This is a genomic window from Parahaliea maris, assembly GCF_008064665.1.
Lineage (GTDB): Bacteria > Pseudomonadota > Gammaproteobacteria > Pseudomonadales > Halieaceae > Parahaliea > Parahaliea maris.
Genome location: NZ_VRZA01000004.1, coordinates 354,377 through 371,068, shown reverse-complemented (window position 1 = coordinate 371,068; position 16,692 = coordinate 354,377). Strand labels below are relative to the sequence as shown.

At 63.2% G+C, this 16,692-nt stretch carries 16 protein-coding genes; 5 read left to right on the top strand and 11 right to left on the bottom strand.

The window, feature by feature from the left end; all coding sequences use genetic code 11:
• Window positions 1-54: 54 nt before the first annotated feature.
• The 11 genes from FV139_RS13510 to FV139_RS13460 form a co-directional block, all read right to left on the bottom strand.
• Complete coding sequence (locus FV139_RS13510; RefSeq protein WP_148068971.1) at window positions 55-1,230, bottom strand: vWA domain-containing protein; 1,176 nt, start codon at window positions 1,228-1,230, stop codon at window positions 55-57.
• A 20-nt stretch (window positions 1,231-1,250) separates the two neighbouring features.
• Window positions 1,251-2,111 (bottom strand): AAA family ATPase, encoded by an 861-nt coding sequence (locus FV139_RS13505; protein WP_148068970.1) that lies wholly within the window; start codon window positions 2,109-2,111, stop codon window positions 1,251-1,253.
• 69 nt (window positions 2,112-2,180) lie between these two features.
• A complete protein-coding gene (locus FV139_RS13500; protein ID WP_148068969.1) occupies window positions 2,181-3,734 on the bottom strand; it encodes a VWA domain-containing protein in 1,554 nt (517 codons plus the stop codon).
• An 11-nt stretch (window positions 3,735-3,745) separates the two neighbouring features.
• Window positions 3,746-4,120: a hypothetical protein gene (locus tag FV139_RS13495; protein WP_148068968.1), complete on the bottom strand. Its 375-nt coding sequence runs from the start codon at window positions 4,118-4,120 to the stop codon at window positions 3,746-3,748.
• Window positions 4,121-4,131: 11 nt separating this feature from the next.
• On the bottom strand, window positions 4,132-4,569 hold the full coding sequence (locus FV139_RS13490; protein WP_148068967.1) for a YcgN family cysteine cluster protein: 438 nt from the start codon (window positions 4,567-4,569) through the stop codon (window positions 4,132-4,134).
• On the bottom strand, window positions 4,562-4,834 hold the full coding sequence (locus FV139_RS13485) for a YcgL domain-containing protein (RefSeq protein WP_148068966.1): 273 nt from the start codon (window positions 4,832-4,834) through the stop codon (window positions 4,562-4,564). The genes FV139_RS13490 and FV139_RS13485 overlap by 8 nt, the downstream gene beginning before the upstream one ends.
• Window positions 4,831-5,979: a ribonuclease D gene (rnd, locus tag FV139_RS13480; RefSeq protein WP_235898651.1), complete on the bottom strand. Its 1,149-nt coding sequence runs from the start codon at window positions 5,977-5,979 to the stop codon at window positions 4,831-4,833. Before rnd ends, FV139_RS13485 begins: the two co-directional genes overlap by 4 nt.
• A gap of 23 nt (window positions 5,980-6,002) precedes the next feature.
• Entirely contained in the window at window positions 6,003-6,608 is a 606-nt protein-coding gene (gene recR, locus FV139_RS13475; protein WP_148068965.1) for a recombination mediator RecR, read from the bottom strand.
• 9 nt (window positions 6,609-6,617) lie between these two features.
• Window positions 6,618-6,941 carry a YbaB/EbfC family nucleoid-associated protein gene (locus FV139_RS13470; RefSeq protein WP_148068964.1) on the bottom strand — a complete coding sequence of 108 codons (324 nt, stop codon included), beginning with the start codon at window positions 6,939-6,941 and terminating at the stop codon, window positions 6,618-6,620.
• A 17-nt stretch (window positions 6,942-6,958) separates the two neighbouring features.
• Window positions 6,959-8,668, bottom strand: coding sequence for a DNA polymerase III subunit gamma/tau (dnaX, locus tag FV139_RS13465; protein ID WP_148068963.1), 1,710 nt, complete (start codon window positions 8,666-8,668; stop codon window positions 6,959-6,961).
• A gap of 92 nt (window positions 8,669-8,760) precedes the next feature.
• Window positions 8,761-9,765 carry an AraC family transcriptional regulator gene (locus FV139_RS13460; RefSeq protein WP_148068962.1) on the bottom strand — a complete coding sequence of 335 codons (1,005 nt, stop codon included), beginning with the start codon at window positions 9,763-9,765 and terminating at the stop codon, window positions 8,761-8,763.
• A 138-nt stretch (window positions 9,766-9,903) separates the two neighbouring features.
• Between FV139_RS13460 and FV139_RS13455 the strand changes: the two genes are divergently transcribed.
• From FV139_RS13455 to FV139_RS13435, 5 genes are all read left to right on the top strand, one after another.
• Entirely contained in the window at window positions 9,904-10,680 is a 777-nt protein-coding gene (locus tag FV139_RS13455; RefSeq protein ID WP_148068961.1) for an SDR family NAD(P)-dependent oxidoreductase, read from the top strand.
• A gap of 60 nt (window positions 10,681-10,740) precedes the next feature.
• On the top strand, window positions 10,741-11,244 hold the full coding sequence (locus tag FV139_RS13450) for a 2,4'-dihydroxyacetophenone dioxygenase family protein (protein ID WP_148068960.1): 504 nt from the start codon (window positions 10,741-10,743) through the stop codon (window positions 11,242-11,244).
• Window positions 11,245-11,333: 89 nt separating this feature from the next.
• Complete coding sequence (locus FV139_RS13445; RefSeq protein ID WP_148068959.1) at window positions 11,334-13,817, top strand: TonB-dependent receptor; 2,484 nt, start codon at window positions 11,334-11,336, stop codon at window positions 13,815-13,817.
• A 73-nt stretch (window positions 13,818-13,890) separates the two neighbouring features.
• Window positions 13,891-14,664: an acetoin reductase gene (locus tag FV139_RS13440; protein WP_148068958.1), complete on the top strand. Its 774-nt coding sequence runs from the start codon at window positions 13,891-13,893 to the stop codon at window positions 14,662-14,664.
• Between the two features lie 117 nt (window positions 14,665-14,781).
• Window positions 14,782-16,629, top strand: coding sequence for a DUF3604 domain-containing protein (locus FV139_RS13435; protein WP_148068957.1), 1,848 nt, complete (start codon window positions 14,782-14,784; stop codon window positions 16,627-16,629).
• Window positions 16,630-16,692 lie beyond the last annotated feature (63 nt).

Below are 16,692 nucleotides of genomic sequence, written 5' to 3'. Positions count from 1 at the left end.
CGGCCGACAACAGCATGCCCGTCGCAGCGAGAGGGCGCCCTGGCGCACAACGCGTTACTTGGAGAGGTAACCCATCCCCTCTTCCAGGCCCTTGAGGGTCAGGGGGTACATGTGGCCTTCCAGCAGCTGGTTGGTCATGGCGGTGGATTGGGTCCACTCCCACTCTTCCTTGGGAACCGGATTGATCCAGATGACTTTTTCGTAGGTTTCCCGCAGGCGCCGCATCCACACCTCGCCCGACTCCTCGTTCCAGTGCTCCACGGAACCACCGGGCTGGACGATCTCATAGGGCGACATGGCGGCGTCGCCGACAAAGATCACCTTGTAGTCGTGGCTGTACTTGTGCATCACGTCGAGCAGCGAGGTGCGCTCGTTGTGGCGGCGGATGTTGTTGCGCCAGACGCTCTCGTAGATGAAGTTGTGGAAGTAGAAATACTCCATGTGCTTGAACTCGGTGCGAGCGGCCGAGAACAGCTCCTCGCAGACCTTGACGTGGGGATCCATGGAGCCGCCCACGTCAAAGAAAATCAGCACTTTCACCGCATTGTGCCGCTCGGGCACCATCTTGATATCCAGCAGCCCGGCATTGCGGGCGGTGGAGCGGATGGTGTCGTCCAGGTCGAGTTCGTCCGCCGCGCCGGTGCGGGCAAATTTTCTCAAGCGGCGCAGGGCCACCTTGATATTGCGGGTCCCGAGTTCCACGCTGTCATCGAGATTCTTGAAGTCGCGCCGGTCCCACACCTTGACCGCTTTCTTGTTGCCGCCGTTGGGTCCGACACGAATGCCTTCCGGGTGGTAGCCCTGCTGGCCGAAGGGCGAAGTGCCCCCGGTACCGATCCACTTGTTGCCGCCCTCGTGGCGCTTCTTCTGCTCCTCGAGTCGCTTCTTGAACTCCTCGATCAGCTTTTCCAGGCCGCCGAGGGACTCAATTTTCGCTTTCTCTTCCTCGGACAGGTTCTTCATGAACTCGTTGCGCAACCAGTCGTCCGGAATCAGTGCCTCGATGATGTCGTCGAGTTGTTCCAGGTCGCGAAAATGCAGGCCGAAAGCGCGGTCGAAGCGGTCGAAGTACTTTTCATCCTTCACCATGCAGGTGCGGCTGAAAAAATAGAACTCGTCGACACTGCCGAAGGCCACGTGCTGCTTCAGGCCCTCCATGAGGTCGAGCAGTTCGCGGGTGGTGACCGGAACGCCGGCGTCGCGCAAGCCGTGAAAAAAGTTGATCAGCATGAGGTCCTGCCTATGCCGGTCTAGCGGCTTTCCCGGCGGTGCATGAAGGCCAGTCGCTCAAGCAGGTGCACATCCTGCTCGTTTTTGAGCAGCGCACCGTACAGCGGCGGAATCGCCTTGGTCGGGTCGCGCTCCTTCAGCAGTTCGTCGGGAATGTCATCGGCCATCAGCAGTTTGAGCCAGTCGATGAGTTCCGACGTCGAGGGTTTCTTCTTCAACCCGGGAATGCCGCGCACATCAAAGAACACTTCCAGCGCTTCCTGCACCAGTTCCTGGGCGATGCCCGGATAGTGCACATCCACGATCTGGCGCATGGTGTCGCGATCGGGGAAGTTGATGAAGTGGAAGAAGCAGCGGCGCAGGAAGGCGTCTGGCAGTTCCTTCTCGTTGTTGGAGGTAATGATGATGATCGGGCGGTGCTTCGCCTTGATGGTTTCGCCGGTCTCGTAGACGAAGAACTCCATGCGATCGAGTTCCACCAGCAGGTCGTTGGGAAACTCGATATCGGCCTTGTCGATCTCGTCGATCAGCAGGACCACCTGCTCGTCGGCATCGAAGGCCTCCCACAGTTTGCCCTTCTTGATGTAATTGGCGATGTCCTGGACCTTCTCGTCGCCCAGCTGGGAGTCACGCAGACGGGACACGGCGTCGTACTCGTACAGGCCCTGTTGCGCCTTGGTGGTGGACTTGATGTGCCACTGGATCAGGCGTTTGCCCAGGCCGTCGGCCACTTCCTCCGCCAGCATGGTCTTGCCGGTGCCGGGCTCCCCCTTGATCAGCAGCGGGCGCTGCAGGGTGACTGCGGCGTTCACCGCCATGCGCAGGTCCTCGGTCGCTACGTAGCGATCGGTCCCCTCGAATTTCGTGCCATTGGTTGTCATCGCATCTTCCGTCATAAGATCAGGCAAAGCCCACAAGGGTAGCGAGCAGCGGCGGCCCGTGCAAGCGCGTCAGCGCTGGTCCCGCTGGTCTGGGAGGTTGTCTGGGAGGGTGTCTGAGAGCGTGTCTGGGAGGGCGTCGGCATCGGCGCGCAGGCCCTGGAGGACCGGTTCACCCTCCCCCGCGGAAGCGTCGCGAAAACGGCGTTCCCACAGGGCCAGGCGGCGGCGACGGCGGCGGCGCGATATCCACCAGGCCAGCAGCGCCACAAACACCAGTACACCGACCAGGGTCAGCAAAGGCCCCTGGAGGCTGGCGTCGGGCAGCTCGGCGGGCCGCGAGCTGATCGCGTCTTCACTCGGCCCCGCGTGCACCTCCACATGCATCGGCAGTTCGCGCTGCAGGGTCTGGCCGGACACCCTGGCCAGCAACTGGTAGCGGCCACCGTAGTCCAGTGCCGGAATGGTCACCCGGTACTCGCCATTTTCCGGTAACGGGTAGCTCCCGCTCACGTCGATGTGCTGGCGGTAATTGCGGGGCCCGCTGATATCGATACTGATGTTGAACAGGCGCAGTAATTCGGGGTCCCGAATCACCGCGTCGCCATCGCGCAGGCGCAGCCCGAGTTCACTGACCCGGCCCGCCGGCATACTGTTGGGGAGGGGGTCCACTTCCAGGTTGAGGTCGGCAATCACCGTGACCCGGACCCTGGCGTCACCCGGCGCTTCCAGCGTCCACACCCCGGGTGCAGGTGACCTGACGGTGACCAGGGCGAAGCGGTCGGCGACGAACCAGTCCGCGCCTGCATCCCGTCCCGGCAGATAAATCGCTCCATCGGGGCCACGCAAGGACAGGGCCGGTTGCATGGCGCCGTAAAACAGCAGGGCAGTGAACTCCTCCACGCTGTCGTCGATCTCGAAGCGCCCGCCTTTCAGCGGCACCTGGGCGGCAGGCGCCACCATTTCCAGTGACTGGACAAAGATGCCCGACAGGGCATCGGCCGTCCTGGCCTTCTCCGCGAGCCCCCTGCTCTCTTCCGCCAGCGAACTGAGGAAGTGCCAGTCCGCCTCATCGGACAGGGCGATGGTGTGCACCGGGATGCCGGTCGCTCCCAGGCGCGGCGCGGTTTCCGCCAGCACCTTGCGGGCCGCGGCCGCATTGGCCATGGGCGAAGTCGATACATCCACCTTGCCGTCGGTCAACAGGACGATACTGCTGCGGTAACTGGGGTCCATGCTGCCGATATCGTAGGTAGCCGCCGCCAGTGCCGCGGGAATATTGGTGCGCTGGCCGGAGTTGTCGATGGCGGCGACCGCGGCCCTGGCCTGCTCGCGCCAGTTGCTGTCCACCTCGCCGTGAGGCACCAGCACTTCGACCGTTTCACCGAAGGTCCATACCCCGGCGCGGGCACCATCGGGCAGCAAGCGCACAATCAGTTCCAGTGCGGGAGCCCGCAGGTTGTCGGGATCCGATTCCTTCATGCTGCCGGAGATATCAATCAGCAGGCGCAGGTCGGGCTTGAGGGCGCGGGCCGAGGGATCCGCCTGCACCAGCAGGGGCAGCAGCATCACCAGCGGCAGTAGCAACCCACGCAGAGTACGGGGCAGGTCAGGGATAAACCTCATCGATGCGTGTCTCAGGGCTCCGCCGTCTCCGGTGCTTCGGCCGTTACCTTGTGGCCCCGGTGCCGAAGCACCGTCAACCCCAGCAACAGGGACAGCACCAGTGCAGCCCCCAGCATGAAGCCGAGGGGCCGCAGGGCATGGGCCGCGGCCGCCTGGTCGATGGTGAGCCACTGGAAGACGGCCACGATCAGGGCCGGGGCCAGGGTTTCCACCTCCGCATCGGGATAGGCCGGCGTCAGGAGCACGGCGGCACCGCACAGTACCACCAGGCCGATCCAGGCCGGGCGCCAGGTATGGCGCAGCCAGAACGCAAACAGCAACAGCGCCAGCACCGCCGCGCCGAGATAGGCGGCCATGGCGATGTGGTAGCTCTGGTCATTCAGCACAGGTATCTCCCCTACTCGACCCAGGTAATGATGTGCTCATCATAACCATCGGGATGTACATATTCATCCGAGATCGCCCGCCCCCGGATCGATACCCCGGCCCGGTGGACGCTGTCGCGATCGCCCGACACCAGCGGATGCCATTCGGGCAGTGGCTCACCGTGGGCCCGCAGGCGATAGGCGCAGGTGCTGGGCAGCCAGTCGAACTCGGCGCTGTTCTCGACCGTGAGGTGAACGCAGTTCGGCACCAGTACCGAGCGCCGCTCATAATCGCTGCAGCGGCAGTTGTCCTCGTCGAGGTAACGGCAGCGCACCTTGGTGTAGTACACCTCGCCGCTGTCCTCGTCTTCCAGCTTGTGCAGGCAGCACTTGGCGCAGCCGTCACACAGGGCCTCCCACTGCTGGCGGTCCAGTGCCTCCAGTGGCAGGGTGTTGAACCAGTCAGCCATCGGCGCGCTCGCGCCGGCGCAACTCGGCCTCGGAGGGCGGCATCTGCAGGTAGAAACCCTGCTGTTCGATTTTGTCCAGGACCTCGGCGGCATCGGCCCGGGCCAGTTTGCGCCCGGAATCGAGCATCAGCACCATTACCGAGCGCGGTTCGCCGAACTGGGCCATCAATGCCTCCGGGACATCGGCCAGCCCACGGGCCCGGTCAACGTAAAGGTACATCTCTTCCTTGCGGGAGCTGCGGAAGATTTCACACAGGCGCTTCATGCCCCACTCTCCTTGAACCCGTGCTCCGCGAGAAAGCGGACCAGCGGGTCGATCACCCGCTCGCGCCGCCAGCCCTGCCAGTGCCGTGGCATGGGCGTGCCCTCTCCGTTTCCGGCACGACGCACCAGGGCGTCGTAATCGCGGCTGTTCAGCAGGATTTCCGGCGCCACCTCCAGCTCAGCGGCCAGCGCTCGGGCCTTGCCCTTGAGACGTTTGGCCAGGTCGCGCTCACGGCCACCGGGTGGTGCCGGCAATGGCGCCGGCATGGCCGAGTCAGGCTGCTCCGCGTGCTGGCCCAGCACTTCCAGGATGGCGTCGGCGTAGCGGCGCTGGGCCGCGGGCTGCAACTCTGCCGCGGCGCGCAACTGGGCCCGGTCGCGGGGCAAGGCCCGGGCGATCTGCAGGCAGTCCTGGTCGGTGATAATCCACGACCGCGGCTTGTCGCGTTCACGGGCGGTGTCCTCACGCCACTGGCACAGTGCGGCCAGGGCGCCGAGCTGGCGCGGATTCAGCTTCCAGCCACTCTTGATACGGGTGTAGTACGGCTCCGGACCCGCCTGCTGGGCGGCCGTCGCATCGGCGCCGTCGGCCAGTACCCAGTCGACTTTGCCCGCAGCCTCACAGGCCGCCTGCAACTCGTGATACACCGCCAGCAGGTAGAGCACATCCTGCGCCGCGTAGTGACACTGGGCCTCGGTCAGGGGGCGCTGCAGCCAGTCGGAACGGGTTTCATCCTTGGGCAGGTCCACGTCGCAGACCGCAGCGACCAGTGCCCGGTAGCCGAGGCCAAAGCCCCGGTCCAGCAAGGCGGCAGCGCGCTGGGTGTCGAACAGCGGATCCGGCTGCACGCCCAGCCACTTGTTGAACACTTCCAGGTCTTCGCTGGGCGAATGCAGTACCTTGACCACGGAAGGGTCGGTCAGCAACGCAGCCAGGCCGCTGGTATCGCTGATGGCCAGCGGATCCACCAGCCAGGCGGTGTCCCCAAAACACAGTTGCAGGAGGGCAATCTGCGGATAAAAGGTATTGCGGCGCATGAACTCCGTGTCCACCGCCACCGCGGCAGCGCCGGCATTGTCCTGCAGCACCCGCTGCAGGGTCGCGTCGTCTTCTACCAGTTCCCAGTTGGGCATTCCTGCACTCATTACTGCTCCATCTTGTGATTCATCTAACCCTGCTCCACGGCGCGCCGGCCGCTGAAGGCGTGAGCCAGGGTATTGCCGTCAACGTATTCCAGCTCGCCTCCGAGGGGTACGCCGTGAGCAATGCGGGACACGCGGACCCCCCGGGGGAGCAGCATGTCGGTCAGGTACCAGGCGGTGGCTTCGCCCTCCACCGTGGGGTTGGTGGCGAGAATGACTTCCTCGATGCCCTCGTCCAGCACCCGCTGCTGGAAGCGGTCGAGGCCGATTTCCGCAGGGCCGATACCGTCGATCGGGGACAAATGCCCCATCAACACGAAATAGAGACCGCGGTAACTGCCACTCTGTTCCACCGCCAGCACATCGGCGGGGGTTTCCACCACGCAGATGATGCTGGTATCGCGCCGGCTGTCGGCACAGATCTCGCAGATGTCCAGTTCGGTGAAATTGCGACAGCGCTGGCAGTGATCCACCTTCTCCACCGCCTGGGTGAGCGCCCGGGCCAGTGCCTCGGCCCCTTCCCGGTTGTGCTCCAGCAGGTGCAGGGTCATGCGCTGGGCCGACTTGGGCCCGACACCTGGCAGGCAGCGCAGGGCCTCTATCAGCTCCAGCAGTGCGGGACTGAACTTCATCGCGGGCGCCTAGAACGGCATCTTGAATCCACCGGGCAGGTTCAGCCCGGCAGCGAGGCCCGACATGGCCTCCTTGTTCTTGTCCTCGACCTTGCGCACGGCGTCATTGACCGCGGCGGCCAGCAGGTCTTCCAGCATGCCCTTGTCTTCCGACAGCACACTGTCGTCGATCGTTACCCGGCGCACATCGTGACGGCCGTTCATCACCACTTTCACCAGGCCGGCGGCCGCTTCACCGGTCACTTCCGCCTGGGCTAGTTCTTCCTGCTTCTTCTGCATGTCAGCCTGCATTTTCTGGGCCTGCTGCATGAGGTCCGAAAGGTTGCCTTTCATGATCTTTCCTCGGTGTTTCAGTTATCCAGGGGAGCGATGGACGCCCGGTCCAGCTCGCCGTCGAAGCGTTCGATCAGGCGCTGCAGCACCGGATCGCCCTCGATGGCAGCCTCGGCCTCGCGCTGTCGCTCCTCCGCCAGCCGCAGGCTGCGCCTGGCCGGGGTTTCGCCGGCCAGCGGCCCGACCGTAATCGCCACCCTGATCCCGGTATCAAAATAGTTCTGCAGGGCCAGCCGCACGCGGTCGGAATGGCCGCTGTTGAACAGCGTTGCGTTGTGCTCGTCGAGCACGAAGGCCAGTTCGTTACCCGCGACCTCCCGCAGCTCACAGTTGGAGGCAATATTGTAGACAATGCCCACCAGCCCGAGTTGCTCCAGCAGGTCAGGCCAGCTGGCGGGGGACAGGGCGGACAGAGGCATGGCATCCGCCGGCCGGGCCGGGGCTTCCGCCACGGCAGGCTCTGGAGCCGCCGTTGCAACCGGCTCCGGTTCATCCCACGGTGGTGGCTCCGGAACCTCCGGAGCCGCGAGGGACTCAGGCTTTTTTGCGCTGGGGCCGCCCTCCCCCTCGGCGGCCTGAAGGCTGGGGCTGGCAGTGTCCCCGCCGCCCACCGGGGCGGCACTGGACAGGGTTTCCACCGCGATGGCGGGCCGGAAGGCCAGCATTCGCAACAGGATCATCTCGAACCCGCTGCGGGGGTCGCTGGCCAGGGGCAGGTCCCGTTTACCGTTGATCGCCATCTGGTAGTAAAGCTGGGCATCTTCGGGAGTCATGCTGCGGGCGAGATCCGCCACCCGTTCGGCATCACCCCAGCTGTTGTCCACCGCGTCCGGCACCACCTGCGCCAACGCCACCCGGTGCAACAGGGTAATGAGTTCATCCAGGCTGGATTCAAAGTCCGGGGCGTGCTCGCCCATGGCGGCCACCACATCAAGGGTCGCCCTGGGGTCGCCGTCGACCACGGCCTCCAGCACCTGGTAGACAAACGTGAGGTCTACCGTACCGAGCATGGACCGGACTTCGGCTTCGCGCAGGGCACCGGAGCCAAACGCGATCGCCTGGTCCGTCAGGCTCAGGGCGTCGCGCATACTGCCCGCGGCGGCGCGCCCGAGCAGCCACAGGGCCGGCTCCTCGAAGGTCACCATCTCCTGCTCCAGCACGTGCCGCAGGTGCCCAACCACCTGCTCCGGTGGCATGTTCTTGAGGTTGAACTGCAGGCAGCGCGACAGCACGGTCGCCGGCAGTTTCTGCGGATCGGTGGTGGCCAGCAGGAATTTGACGTGGGGCGGCGGCTCCTCGAGGGTTTTCAGCAGCGCGTTGAAACTGCTGGCGGAGAGCATGTGCACCTCGTCGATGAGGTAGATCTTGTAGCGGGACCGGGTGGGCGCGTACTGCACGTTTTCCAGCAGTTCCCGGGTGTCTTCCACCTTGGTACGGGAGGCGGCATCCACTTCCAGCAGGTCGACGCTGCGGCCCTCGGCGATTTCCAGGCAGGAGCCGCACTTGCCACAGGGTTCGGAGCTGACGCCCTCGTCACAGTTCAGGCACTTGGAAAAAATCCGCGCGACGGTGGTCTTGCCGACCCCGCGGGTACCGGTGAACAGGTAGGCGTGGTGCAGGCGGTCGTGATCCAGGGCGTTGATGAGGGCCTTCAGCACATGCTCCTGGCCCACCATCTCGCGAAAACTTTTGGGCCGCCACTTGCGCGCCAGAGCCTGGTAGGACATGCCGGTCGTTGCCTTACTGCAAAAGGCGCTAGGATACACCAGCGGCGCGGGGGCGGGGAAGGAAGTCCGCAGCAGCGAGCGGGATTGACCGCTCAGGCCATCGCGCCCTGGTTATTGCGCCAGGCCCGGGGGGAATGGCCACTCCAGGCCTTGAAGTGCCGGCTGAACACGGCGACGTCGGCATAGCCCAGCTGCAGGGCGAGTTCGGTAATACTGACCCGGGGTTCCGACAGGTGCTGACAGGCCAGGTTGAAGCGCGTTTCCCGCAGGATATCGCCGTAACCCGTACCCCTGGCGCTGAGCCTGGCCTGCAGGGTACGCGGTCGCAGGTTCAGTGTTGCCGCAATCTCCGCCAGCGAACATTCCCCCGTGGGCAGCAAGCGACTGATCACGTCGGCCACCTGCTCTTCGAGTTGATTGGGGTACAGGGTCTGCAGCCTGCCCACATACTCCTCGAGATGCCGGTTGAGGGTATCGACATCGAGGTGGGCTGGCCGCGCCAGATACTGCGCGGCCAGCCCAACGCCATCGAAGCTCTGGTCAAAATGCAGGTGTTGATACTGTGTCACCCCCTGCCCGGAGCCATCCTGTGGCCGGGGCTGCCGCAGGTAAATGGGGAGTGCGTACGGGTCACTGTCCGCCATGACGGCAAGAAACCGGGCCGCCTGGGCCAGGCTCAACTGCATGAGTTGTTCGAACCCCGGCGACTGGCCGATAGCGATGCTGAGCTCCAGCCTGGCACTGGTCTCCTGCACCGAGAGCACCAGGCGCAGGCCGCTGGCGTGCAGGTACAGATAGCGCTCGGCGACCTTGATCGCTTCGGCCACGGTGGAGGCTCGGGAGGCGATCAGCGGCAGCGCCCCCAGCACCCCGATCCCCTGCCGTTGTCCCAGCAGCAGCCCGAACAGCGGCTCCTTGCAGGCCTCGCTACAGACATGCAGCAATTCGGCCATTTTGGTGTAGGCGATGTACTGATCAGGGTCGCGCAGCTGCGCCGGGCTCAGTCCGGTGCTGGCGAGCAGAGCTACCGGGTTCTCGCCCCGCTCCCGCAACAGCCGCTCAATGCCCTCGATACCGCCAATCCGCACTCGGTACATCTGTTAGGGAATCTCCTCCACCAGATTGCGTAAAATATCAACTAATATGTAGAAAATGTCAAGTTTCTGCTCAAAGGCCGGAGTAGAGTGGGCACCATTCCGAAACATAACAACTGTGGACCACCACGAGGAATCACCATGTCACTAGAAGGTAAGGTTGCCGTCCTGACCGGCGCCTGCGGCGGTATCGGCAAAGCCATCACGCGTACATTCGTCTCACAGGGCGCCCGGGTACTGGCGACAGACCTCTCGGCTCCCGCCCTCGCCGATCTGCAACAGGAACTGGGTGACTCGGTCGCCACCATGGTGCTGGACGTCTCCGATTTCACGGCAGTGACCAGTGCGATGGACAGAGCGGTCGAGACCTTCGGCACGCTCGACGTTGTCATGAACAATGCCGGCACCGGCGCCCCCAAACTGCTGCTGGAGCACGAGCCGGCGCAGGATTACGACCCCATCACCGCAGTTAACCAGAACGGTGTGTATTACGGCATCCTCGCAGCCGGCAGAAAATTCGTCGAGCTCGACCGCCCCGGCGTGATCGTCAACACCTCCTCGGTATACGGCACCATGGCGTCGGAATTGACCTTCAGCTACAACGTGAGCAAGGCCGCCGTGGACATGATGACCAAATGTGCCGCACTGGAATTCGCCCCGCACAATATTCGCGTCTGCGCCGTGGCGCCGGGACGCGTCAACACACCGATCATCGAAGGCTACAAGGCCTTGGGCCTGCTCGAGCACATCACCCGCGAACAGATGCGTGAGCGCCTGATCGAGCCCGAAGAAATTGCCCGGGTGGTCGCCTTTCTCGCCAGCGACGAAGCCGGTTGTATCAACGGCACCACCGTAGAGGCCGGCGATGGCTTCAGCGGCTTCAAGTATCCCCTGACCCAGCGCTTCGCAAGCGCCTGAGTAACCCAAGCAACGGCTTCACCGGTCGTGAGGCCCCCCACTCTATAAGAGGCAACAACCATGGCACTCCCGGAAACCATCAATCACCAGGATTTTCTACTCACCCTCAATACCAACCAGGAACCGATCGTCGTGGACGCCCTGCCGGGCGTCGATGTCTGGCCACTGTTCCTCGACACGGAAAACGGCGTGTGGGTACTGCGGGTTCGCTTCCACCCCGGCACCACCCTGCCCAAGCACTTCCACACAGGCGTTGTGCACTTCTACACCCTGTCGGGCATGTGGCACTACCTGGAATACCCGGACCAACCCCAGACCGGCGGCAGTTATCTGTACGAGCCCGGCGGTTCGATCCACACCTTCCACTGCCCGGAGGATTCCGAGGGCAGCGACGGTTTCATGGTGGTCGAGGGCGCCAACATCAACTTCGACGACGAGGGCAATTTCGTCAACATCATGGATGCCGGCTGGATCGAGGACGTGTTGCTGGCCGTGGCGAAAACCCAGGGAATCACGCCGCGTTACATCAAACCAGGCAAGAACGCCGGGTACTCCACCGACTGAAACATCACGGCTCCGCGGGGGCGGCCGGCACTACGGCCGCCCTCCAATAAAGACAAGCCCATAATAATCTCTAACAAGAGGAATGCGTCATGACCTATACCGTAGGCGCGAAGCAACAGAGAGTTCCACTGAAACGACTGGCCGCGGCCATCCTGGCCTGCCAGGCGACAGTTGCCAGTGCGCAGCTGGAGGAAGTCATCGTCACGGCACAACAGCGCTCTGAATCACTTCAGGACGTGCCCATTTCCATGGTGGCGATGAGCGGTGCCCAGATCAACGAGCAAGCCATCACCAAGATGGAAGATTTCACCATGAACATGCCGGCGGTGACGGTTGCACAGAACCCCGTCGGCAACTTCCTGTTCATTCGCGGTGTCGGCACACCCGGCGCCAACCAGGGTATCGAGCAATCGGTGGCCATTTTTCACGACGGCATCTTCATGGGTCGCCACCAGCTATCCCGCGCTCCCTTCATGGACCTCGACCGCATCGAAGTCCTGCGCGGACCGCAGAGCATACTGTTCGGCAAGAACACCATTGGCGGCGCGCTGAGTCTGCACACCGCCAGGCCCACGGATGAATTCGAAGGTTCCATCCAGGGTCTTTATGGCAGCTACGGCGAAACAGAATTCAACGGCGTGGTCTCCGGGCCACTGACAGACAGCCTGCGGGGCCGGCTGGCGTACCGCAATTACCAGCTCGATGGCTACCTGGACAATGTCATTACCGGCGACGATGCTCCCGAGCGGGACGATGAGACACTGAGGATATCGCTACAGTGGGACGTGACCGACACGGTAGTGGTCAATGCCAAGTGGGAGCACAGCGAATTTGAACAGAACGGCTCCATCACCCAGCTCGGGCGCGTCGCCGAGGTGCCCTACAACGGAACAGCCGCATTGATCACCCAGCTGAATCGCGCGTCGGTGGCCTATGCCACCGGCGGTGACGGTATCGAGGCTATCGATGACGAACGCGCCGTGGTCAACGACGGTGGCGCGATTCTCACGGCCCTGGGCGTTATACCACCCGGCGTACCGGGCTTTCCCGACAAGCCGGAGGGCAGCAAGAATGAAATGGACGTGGGCCACATCAATGTCGAGATGTTCCTGGGCGAACATACCCTGACCCTGATTTCCGGTCTTGCCCAGTACGATTACCGGGATATCTGTGACTGTGACTTCTCTGCGCTGCCTTTCATTGAGGTCGATGCCATCGAGGATTATGAGCAGTTCAGCCAGGAAGTGCGCCTGACCTCCCCGGCCGGTGAAACCTTCGAATATATTACCGGCCTTTACTACCACGATGCAGACCTCTACTACCGGGCACTGGATGCCTTCGGCACCGCCGCCTTCGGCGCTCCGAACGTTACCCGTGACTACGACTTCGACCAGTCGCAGAAACAGTGGGCTGTGTTTGGTTCGATCACCTGGAATATGACCGATCGCTTGCGCGGTACACTCGGCCTGCGTTATTCCGAGGAGGAAAAAGAGGTCAATCGGCAGCTCAGAAAACGTTTTACAGCCGGCTGGGACTTCAGCAGCACCGTTGGCGCCCCCGCTGGTACCTTTGCCTACGGTGACAGCGCCGAGGAGTACGACCGCTTTACCCAGGAGCTGGCGCCGGTGGCATCTGCCATCGATGCCACGGTATGGAACGATTCCGGACTGCTGGGAACCTATGAGCACGAGTTCGTCAATCGCAAACGCGACGAAGACTTTGTCGACTGGTATCTGAACTTCGAATTCGACGCTGGCGAAGATACGCTGATCTACGCAACGGCTTCGACCGGCGTCAAGGGCGGCGGTTTCGATGCGCGTTTTCTCAAGGAATCGGTTGGTCCCCGAGCGGGACTGTTCGAGTACGATGAGGAAGAGTCACTGGCAATGGAACTCGGGATCAAGACGACCCTGCTCGACGGCGGCATGCGCCTGAATGCCGCCGTGTTCCGCAACGAGATATCCGACAGCCAGGTCAGTGTATTCGACGGAGCGACAGGCTTCGTGGTGGTGAATGCGGCGGAAATTGTTTCCCAGGGGCTCGAACTGGACCTGCAGTGGGCCGCTACGGACAACCTCACCATCAGTGCGGCGGGATCACTGCTGGATTCCACCTATGACAAATGGGATACCGCACCCTGCTGGGCCAGCCAGCTGGTAGATCCAGGACACCCGGAATATAAACCCGGCTGCGTCAACGGCTTCCGCGACGCCAAGGGAGACAACACCGGGTTTTCACCGGAAGTGGCCTTCAATCTCAACTTTGATTACGGCATGCCGGTTGGCGATTCGCTCGAAGCCCGCGCGGTACTCAACATCAACTATTCGGACGAGTTTGCCACTGTCGGCGACCTGGACCCCCTGATCGGTTACCAGGACAGCTTCACGATGCTGGATTTTCGCCTGAGCCTTGGCGAATACAACGGCACCTGGGAAGTCGCCCTGATCGGCAAAAACCTCACCGACGAAGAGGTCAGCTACAACAGCAATGACCAACCGCTGGCGAACGGCAACGGCTTTCATTCCATGAGCCGGCTGCGGTCCTACGCCCTGCAGGCAAGCTACCGCTTCTGATTGCCGACAACGGACCTGAAGGACTCAATGCCGGCTGCGTGACAGGCAGCCGGCCAATTTCGAGGAAATGATTATGTCAGTAAAACGTGTAGCCCTCGTGACCGGTGCGGGCATGGGCATCGGTAAAGCGATCGCCAGCCGCCTCGGCCAGGACGGCTTATCTGTCGCGGTCAACGATATCGATGAGGCGACCGCCCAGGCCACGGCGGAAGCGTTGCAGGCCGAAGGCGTCACCGCCATAGGGGTTCAGGGCGATATCAGCCAGCGGGACCAGGTATTCCGCCTGGTGGAAACCGTGGTCGGCGAGTTTGGCCGTCTCGACGTCATGGTGTGCAATGCCGGCATCGTGCAGGTCGACCCGATCCTGAACATTCAGGAGGACGATTTCGACAGGCTGTTCTCCATTAACGTGAAAGGTGTACTGTGGTGCGCCCAGGCCGCGGCGCAACAGATGATGACCCAGGGTGGTGGCAAGATCATCAACGCCGGCAGCGTCGCCAGCTTCCTCGGGCATCCACTGCTCGGTACCTACGGCGCGTCCAAGTTCGCGGTGCGCGGGCTGACCCAGATCATGGCCCGGGAATTCGCCGACCACGGCATCACGGTGAACGCCTACTGCCCGGGTATCGTCGACACCGGCATGTGGGAGACCATCGACTCCCGCGCCAGCGAGGTCATGGGCACACCCCGTGGCAGCATGGTCGAGGCCGCGCAGGGGATGATTACCCTCAAACGCATGGAACAGCCCGAGGATGTGGCGAAATTCGTGTCGTTCCTGGCTTCCCCCGACGCCGATTACATTACCGGCCAGTGCATGATGGTCGATGGTGGCATTGTCATGAATTAGGGCCTAACCTGTGAGGGCCTGGGGTCTCCACGACGCAGGCCCGGTTTACCGCAATCCCGCAGTAATCCAGGCTGCCCCCACCGTGGAGCCAGGCCCGACACACTATGAGGAAGGCTTATGAACTGGATGTCCCTGCGGCCCGCCGCGGCTGCCCTGACGATGCTCGTCGCGCTCTCACCTGCGACAGGACAGGCTACCGATCCGCTCCCCACCCAGGTGTACTGGGGTGACACCCACCTGCACACCAGCAATTCTTTCGACGTCTACCTGTTCAACACCCCGACCTCGACCCCGGACACGGCACTGCGCTTTGCCCGCGGCCTGCCGGTGGTTAGCCCCACCACGCAGGTACGCTGGCAGCTGAACACGCCGCTGGATTTCGCCGTGGTGGCAGACCATGCGGAACTGGTGGGCTCCATCGTGCGCCTGTTCGAAGGTGACCCGGCAATTGCCAACACCAACGCGGGCAAGGCCCTGGCCAGGGTCGGCGGGCAACGCACCGAGGAGGAGTTGCAGGCGGTCTACGACGAGATCGTGCGCCTTGGCAGCGGCTTGCCGTCTGAATCCGGATTAACCGCGCCGGAACTGGTGGCCGACATGCATGCCGGCGACAAACGTCGCCCCACCTGGGAGGCCAATATTGACACCGTGGAGCGTCACGATACGCCCGGTGAATTCACTGCGTTCATCGGCTGGGAGTGGAGTGCCCAGCCCAAGGTCGGCAACCTGCACCGGGTCGTCTTCACGCCCCAGGGCGGCGACGTGGCCCGTCAGTTCCTTCCCTACAGTTCACTGGAGAGCGGTGACCCACAGGATCTCTGGGCCTGGCTGGAGGAGACCAGCGCACGCACCGGGGCCGACTTTGTCGCCATTCCCCACAATGGCAATATCAGCATGGGCCAGATGTTCCCGCTGGTGGACCAGAGCGGTGATCCGCTGGATGCAGAGTACGCCCGGGCCCGGGAGAAGTGGGAACGGGTGATTGAGATCACCCAGATCAAGGGCGACAGCGAAACCCATCCCCTGCTCTCCCCGACGGATGAATTCGCCGACTTCGAGACCTTCCCATTCGTGCTGACGCCTGACGGACGCACTCCGGACCCCACCGAGGGTGACTACGTGCGCGCCGGCTTGAAACGGGGCCTGGCCTGGGAGGAACAACTGGGCACCAATCCCTTCAAGGTCGGCGTCATCGGCAGCACCGACAGCCACACCGGCATGAGTGCAGTGGAAGAGGACAATTTCGCTGGCAAGGGCCAACACGATTCCCGCCCCGGCCTGCGCCCTCACCTCACCGGTATCGGCGGTTCCAGGGGCTGGGATATGGGAGCCGCCGGTTATGCCGGCGTGTGGGCCACGGAGAATACCCGCCAGGCGATCTTTGACGCCTTCATGCGGCGCGAGGTGTACGCCACTACCGGGCCGCGCATTACCCTGCGTTTCTTTGGCGGCTTTGAGTTCGACGCCACCGATACCCAGGCACAGGACCTCGCTGCAGTCGGCTACGCGAAGGGCGTTCCGATGGGCGGCGACCTGAAGGGAGAGAAGAGCAAAACCCCCACCTTCCTGCTGGCCGCGATGAAAGACCCCAATGGCGCCAATCTCGACCGCCTGCAGATCGTGAAGGGCTGGCTCAAGGCGGACGGCAGCACGGCGGAAACGGTGTATGACGTGGTTCTGTCAGGCGGGCGCGATGATGGCGCCGAACTGGTAGGCAACACGGTGGACCTGGAAACCGGGGAATACACCAATACCATCGGCGCCACCGGCTTTACGACCGTCTGGACTGACCCCGACTTCGACCCCGCCCAGCGCGCCTTCTACTACGCCCGGGTACTGGAGATCCCGACACCGCGCTACTCCCTGCTGGACGCCATCGCGCTGGGTATCGACATCGAGGAAACCGGACATCCCCCAACGATCCAGGAAAGGGTGTACAGTTCACCCATCTGGTACACCCCGTGACGGGTGGCATGTAACCGGTCCTGACAAGCATCTGGGCACAGCGGTACCGGGACGGGTACCGCT